The sequence below is a fragment of the Protofrankia sp. Cas4 genome, from assembly GCF_963555915.1.
In the GTDB taxonomy this organism is placed as follows: domain Bacteria; phylum Actinomycetota; class Actinomycetes; order Frankiales; family Frankiaceae; genus Protofrankia.
Window position 1 is genome coordinate 1 of the sequence record NZ_CAUVXL010000218.1, and the last position, 3,905, is coordinate 3,905.

General features: G+C 67.0%; 5 protein-coding genes. 1 reads left to right on the plus strand and 4 read right to left on the minus strand.

Annotated features, from left to right (window positions below):
* The 4 genes from U9979_RS19850 to U9979_RS19865 form a co-directional block, all read right to left on the minus strand.
* Window positions 1–973, minus strand: a 973-nt coding sequence (locus tag U9979_RS19850) for an Rnase Y domain-containing protein (protein ID WP_322780575.1), incomplete at its 3' end; no start/stop codon positions are given.
* Between the two features lie 268 nt (window positions 974–1,241).
* Window positions 1,242–1,748, minus strand: a complete 507-nt coding sequence (locus U9979_RS19855) for a regulatory protein RecX (protein ID WP_322747867.1) — start codon at window positions 1,746–1,748, stop codon at window positions 1,242–1,244.
* 23 nt (window positions 1,749–1,771) lie between these two features.
* Window positions 1,772–2,809 (minus strand): recombinase RecA, encoded by a 1,038-nt coding sequence (gene recA / locus U9979_RS19860; RefSeq protein ID WP_322752073.1) that lies wholly within the window; start codon window positions 2,807–2,809, stop codon window positions 1,772–1,774.
* A 228-nt stretch (window positions 2,810–3,037) separates the two neighbouring features.
* Complete coding sequence (locus U9979_RS19865) at window positions 3,038–3,232, minus strand: DUF3046 domain-containing protein (protein WP_322747865.1); 195 nt, start codon at window positions 3,230–3,232, stop codon at window positions 3,038–3,040.
* 39 nt (window positions 3,233–3,271) lie between these two features.
* Here U9979_RS19865 and U9979_RS19870 point away from each other — a divergent pair.
* Window positions 3,272–3,905: DEAD/DEAH box helicase (locus U9979_RS19870; protein WP_322780576.1), on the plus strand; the 634-nt coding region annotated here is incomplete at its 3' end.

A 3,905-nucleotide genomic window follows, 5' to 3' on the forward strand; every position in this document is an offset into this window, starting at 1 on the left:
CCTCGATCCGGTGTGGGTGGATGCGCCCGTCTGAGACCAGCGCCTCCAAGGTGATCTTTCCAACCTCGCGGCGCACCGGGTCGAAGCAGCTGAGCAGGACCGCCTCCGGCGTGTCGTCGATGATGACATTCACCCCGGTGACCGCCTCGAACGAGCGGATGTTGCGCCCCTCGCGGCCGATGATGCGGCCCTTCATCTCGTCGTTGGGCAGGTGCAGCACGGAAACAACCGACTCGGTGGTCGCCTCCGATGCGACGCGCTGAATAGCCAACGTCACGATCTTCCGAGCCCTGTCCTCGCCCTGCTCCCGTGCTTGTGCCTCGATGTCACGGATAAGCACGGCGGCATCTCGGCGGGCATCGGCCTCGACCACCTTGACAAGCTCGGCACGCGCCTGGGCAGCGGTGAGCCGGGCGACGGTCTCCAGCGTCTGGCGCCGTTCCTCCTCCAAGTCGACAAGTTCGGCCCGACGCCTGGCAACCTCGGCCTCCCGAGCCGCGAGATCATGGTCTCGGGTCTCAAGCTGGCGTGCCTGTTCGTCAATCGCGGCCGTGCGAACCTCCAAGCGCTGTTCACGCTGGACGAGCCGGGCGTCCTGTGCGTGGAGCTCAGATCGCAGTTGCCGCACCTCCGCCTCGGCCTGCACCCGGAATGTCTCGGCCGACTTACGACCCAGTTCATGCGCCTGTGCCTCCGCAAGGGACGCTCGCAGCGCGGATTCGGACTCTGCCCTTTCCTGCACCGCCCGGGCGGTTTCCTCGGCTCGGCGGATAAGTTCGGCGGCCTCCAGTTCCGCCTGCTCGCGACGTTCAGCGGCCTGTTGGGTGTCGACAGGCTCGGTCGGCTGCTCGTCATCCGTGCCAGGCCGGGGCGCCGCCAACGCACCCGCGCCCAGTACACGCAGGAGCAGCACGGCTATGACCACCAAACCCATGAACAGACAGGCCCCAAGCACAGCAAGGAGAACACCCATCGGTCCTCCTCCCGCTACCGGCCTTGGCCCGCAAGTAGCGGGCCGGAGCGGCGAAGGACCCACGAAACGGGCCGTTCCGGAACGTCAACCCGTGTCGCTACTGACAGGCGGGTTGAGCCCAAGCGGGCACGACAGCGCCCGCAGGCGCCACGATCCGGGTCAACCACTCTCATGTGAACGTGTTTCACGCTATCGGAACCGCGTCACCGCGGGAGCCCTCTCACCTTCGGTGAGCGTAGGTCTGCGCCTGTCGAACGGTCAAGAAATGCTAGTCCGCCGCACCACCCTCCAGTTCCTCCGTGACCACTCGCATCACAAGATCAGAAGGATAGCCGCGACGATCGAGCAACGCGGCCAGACGTCGGGCACGCACCTGCGCCGGCACGTCGTCCATCGTGGCCAGCCTGCGTCGTACCAACGTTCGTGCGGTGGCCTCCTCGTCCTGGCCGTCCACGGCCTGCAGAGCCACCGAGGAGATCTCCGGGTCCACCCCCCGGCGCCGCAGTTCGTGGGCAAGACCGCGTCGACCGAGGCCACGGTTCACGCGGGCGGAGGACACCAACGCGGCGGCGAACGCCTTGTCGTCCACCAGACCCACCGCGACCAGACGGTTCAGCACAATCTCCGCCGTTTCTGGATCAACTCCGCGGCGATCCAGCGTGGCGGCCAGTTCCGCGCGGCTTCGTGGGCGGGCTTCAAGCTGGCGCAGGCATATCTCCCGTGCCCGCTCCACCGGGTCCGTGCCCTCTTCTCGGCTACGATCCGACACCGGCATCACCGATCAACGCCTTCCGCCAGTCAGAGATCAACCGCTGGTGGGGATGGCTGATCGGCGTCGATCGACGGCACCAGGCCGAGAGTTTCCTTGATCCTCTTCTCGATCTCGTTGGCGATGTCGGGGTTGTCACGCATGAAGGATCGAGCGTTCTCCTTACCCTGACCCAACTGATCGCCGTCGTAGGTGTACCAGGCTCCGGACTTGCGGATGATCCCGTGCTCGACCCCCATGTCGATCAGGGAACCCTCACGGCTTATGCCAGCGCCATAAACGATGTCGAACTCCGCCGTCCGGAACGGAGGCGCCATCTTGTTCTTCACGACTTTCACCCGAGTGCGGTTACCCACGGCATCCGCACCGTCCTTCAGAGTCTCGATACGACGGACATCCAGCCGTACTGAGGCATAAAATTTCAGCGCCTTACCACCCGTGGTCGTCTCGGGCGAACCGAACATGACGCCGACCTTCTCGCGGAGCTGGTTGATGAAGACGGCGGTGGTGCCCGTGTTCGAAAGAGCACCGGTCAGCTTGCGCAGCGCCTGGGACATCAGCCTGGCCTGGAGGCCGACATGACTGTCGCCCATCTCACCTTCGATCTCGGCCCTGGGCACGAGAGCGGCCACCGAGTCGATGACGATGATGTCGATCGCCCCGGATCGGATGAGCATGTCCGCAATCTCCAGCGCCTGCTCACCGGTGTCGGGCTGGGAGACCAGCAGCGCATCGGTGTCGACCCCGAGCTTGCCCGCGTAGTCAGGGTCGAGTGCGTGCTCGGCGTCGATGAAGGCGGCAATCCCGCCGGCCGCCTGGGCGTTGGCGACCGCGTGGAGGGCAACCGTCGTCTTACCGGACGATTCCGGGCCGTAGATCTCCACTACCCGCCCTCGTGGCAGCCCGCCGATGCCGAGTGCCACATCCAACGCGATGGAACCGGTCGGGATGACCTGGACCGGTGGGCGGGTTTCGTCGCCGAGCCGCATAACCGAGCCCTTGCCGAACTGCTTGTCGATCTGTGCGAGGGCGTTCTCCAACGCCTTCTCACGGTCGAGTCCTGCCATGGAAATCACTCCAGGCTGAGGTCGTCGAGTCTTGGCCACGTTGGTGACGGTAGGGGGCAGGTCCGACAGTTTCGAGCGCCGGGCCGGACCTGTGGACAACCGACCAGTCGAGGATGAAACGATCATGCCCCTCCTCCCGTCACCGGCGACCGCAGCAGACCTGGGCGCTCGCCATCCACAGTAGACGAACATTCGTTCGACCACGCGGGCGACACGCCGCAAATCCGGTCAACGGTCGCGCGCGGGTACCTCGAAGTCGTCACACACAGCCCGCCAGACATCCTTGACATCGTCGCCGCGGGCTAGGGCGTCGGACACCGTCACCCCGCCGAGCCGGGCCACCACATGGTCACGGGCGACCGATTCCGCGTACCCGGAACCGAACTGCTTGTTCATCCGCGCCCAGAACTCGGTCAGTCGCACGCTCCCCAGTGTGTCGGACCGGCGAGGCAGACTCGGAACATGTCCACCCGATCCCCCCTCGCGCGGTTCTGCGAGCCCACCCGGGCCTGGTTCGCCGCCGTGTTCCCGGCGCCCACGCCCGCGCAGGTGGGTGCCTGGCAGGCGATCGGTGACGCAGCCAACGTCCTGGTCGTCGCGCCGACCGGGTCGGGCAAGACGCTCGCGGCGTTTCTGTGGTCGTTGGACCGGCTCGTCCGCGCCGGTCCGAGCACCGGTCCGAGCACCGGTCCGAGCGCCGAACCGTCCCGACGGTGCCGCGTGCTGTACGTGAGCCCGCTCAAGGCGCTGGCCGTGGACATCGAGCGCAATCTGCGCGCCCCGCTCGCCGGCATCCGGGCGGCCGCGGCACGCCTGGGCCTACCCGAGCCCGACGTACGGGTCGGGATCCGGTCAGGCGACACGCCGGCCGGCGAACGGCGGGCCCTTGGCCGGCTACCACCGGATGTGCTCATCACCACGCCCGAGTCGTTGTTTCTGATCCTGACCAGCCAGGCCCGCGAGTCGCTGCGCGCGGTGGAAACAGTGATCGTGGACGAGGTGCACGCCGTGGCCGGCACCAAACGCGGCGCGCACCTCGCGCTCAGCCTGGAACGCCTCGACGCGCTGTTGGAACGCCCCGCCCAGCGGGTGGGCC